The 1,445-nt window shown below is 59.2% G+C and carries 1 protein-coding gene; it reads right to left on the minus strand.

The genetic code is table 11. The features are described from left to right. Positions 1-61 precede the first annotated feature (61 nt). A complete protein-coding gene (locus UTM25_RS17040; RefSeq protein WP_261893184.1) occupies positions 62-1,267 on the minus strand; it encodes an IS256-like element ISEae1 family transposase in 1,206 nt (401 codons plus the stop codon). Positions 1,268-1,445: the final 178 nt, after the last annotated feature.

Below are 1,445 nucleotides of genomic sequence, written 5' to 3' on the forward strand. Positions count from 1 at the left end.
GGTCGAGTCCGTCAAGGTGGTGTAAATTCAGTTACAGCTTTCCGGTCCGGCAATGAGCCTGTTATGCGCTGATTGGCAGCGCGTCGATTACTTCGGTTTCAGCGAGCTGGTCTATCTCCGCCATGCTGTGTTGCGGCAGGTAGCGGTTCTGCAGCAACCATTCTTCATTCTGCTCCGTCAGGACCGCACCCAGAAGCCGTATGATGCTGTCTTCGTTGGGGAAGATGCCCACTACGTCGGCACGCCGTTTCACCTCTTTGTTCAGGCGCTCCAGCGTGTTGGTCGAGTGGATTTTCACCCGGTGCGCTTTCGGGAAGCCGAAGTACGCCAGCACGTCCTCTTCCGCTTCGTCCATCATCTCCGTAACCGCCGGGAAGGTTTTCTCCAGTTGGGCCGCAACCTCGCGCCAGGTGGCATGAGCGCTCTTCTCCTCTGTCTGTACGAACACCTGCTGCAGAGCGGCGCGGACCACCGACTGGCTGGCCCTGCTGACCCGGCCCAGCACGTTGCGCATGAAGTGGACCCGGCAGCGCTGCCAGCTGGCAGAGAACACCTGCCGTATCGCCGCCTTCAGGCCGCTGTGCGAGTCGGAGATAACCAGCTTCACGCCTTCCAGACCGCGCTCCTTCAGGCTCAGCAGGAAGGCAAGCCAGAACGCTTTGGCTTCTGACTCACCAATGCCCATCCCGATTATCTCCCGGCGACCGTCCGAGCTGACCGCGCAGGCGATTATTACCGCCACGCTGACCACCCGACCGTTCTTGCGGACCTTCACATAGGTCGCATCCAGCCACAGACAGGGCCATTCTCCTTCCAGTGGTCGCTGCAGGAAGGCCTGCACGCGCTCATCGATACCGGGGCAGATGGACGACACCTGGCTGCGGGAGATACCGGTCATCCCCATCGACTGGACCAGCGCATCGACCTTGCGGGTGGAGACGCCATTTATCCATGCTTCCTGGATAACCGCATTGAGCGCCTTCTCCGACAGCCTGCGGGCCTCGAGAAAGGGTGGGAAGTAGGTGCCTTCCCGCAGCTTCGGGATACGCAGGTCCAGCGTGCCGAGCCGGGTGTTGTACTGCCGTTCACGGTAGCCGTTGCGGTAGGTCTCGCGCTCATCGCTGCGCTCGTGAGGCTCTGCGTTGATGCGCTGAGTGACGTCGGCTTCCATGATGCGGTTGAGCATAAATTCGGTGAGCTCACGCAGGAAATCCTCGCCGCCGAGTTGCATCAGGGTGTTGCTGAATGTCATGCTGTTGTCAGCCATCGGTTGATTCCTTCTAAGATAATTGTCTGATTAACCATTACCTTACCGGATAAGCCGATGGCTCTCACCATCCTTCCGAATTTACACCACGCACTAAGACTCTACCCCTGAGAATAAACGGGGTGACCGCACACCGAGAAGCCGCCTGGCTGAATCTCAATGTCACGCGCAGAAATAC

The organism is Enterobacter sp. 61D5, assembly GCF_034107965.1.
GTDB lineage: Bacteria > Pseudomonadota > Gammaproteobacteria > Enterobacterales > Enterobacteriaceae > Enterobacter > Enterobacter cloacae_M.